Origin of the sequence: Bacillus sp. SIMBA_031, assembly GCF_046535225.1 — a bacterium.
Taxonomy (GTDB): Bacteria; Bacillota; Bacilli; order Bacillales; family Bacillaceae; genus Bacillus; species Bacillus velezensis.
In genome coordinates this window covers 1-259 of the sequence record NZ_JAWRXC010000398.1, presented here as the reverse complement: position 1 = coordinate 259, position 259 = coordinate 1, and the positions used below count along the sequence as shown (strand labels likewise).

Below are 259 nucleotides of genomic sequence, written 5' to 3'. Positions count from 1 at the left end.
AGATTATCTATTAGGAAACCCAACTGATAAGGAAGCTAAAGAAAGTGCAAAAATCTTAAAGCAGGCCATGCCTCGGCAAATTGAATTTGAGGAACTGGATTTTAATTTGGGGGAGCGTTGGATACAAACCGATATTTACAGCAAGTTTGCTTCTCACCTTTTTGATACTGAGGTGCGGGTTTATTACAGTGAGAAAACTGATGATTTTTCCATAGCGTGCGAGAAAAAAAACATCATAATAACTGAAAAGCATGCTGTA

At 37.5% G+C, this 259-nt stretch carries 1 protein-coding gene; it reads left to right on the top strand.

Going from position 1 to position 259, the window contains the following annotated elements; all coding sequences use genetic code 11:
- A partial coding sequence (locus SB724_RS20775; RefSeq protein WP_410572832.1) for a hypothetical protein occupies positions 1-259 on the top strand: 259 nt, incomplete at both ends.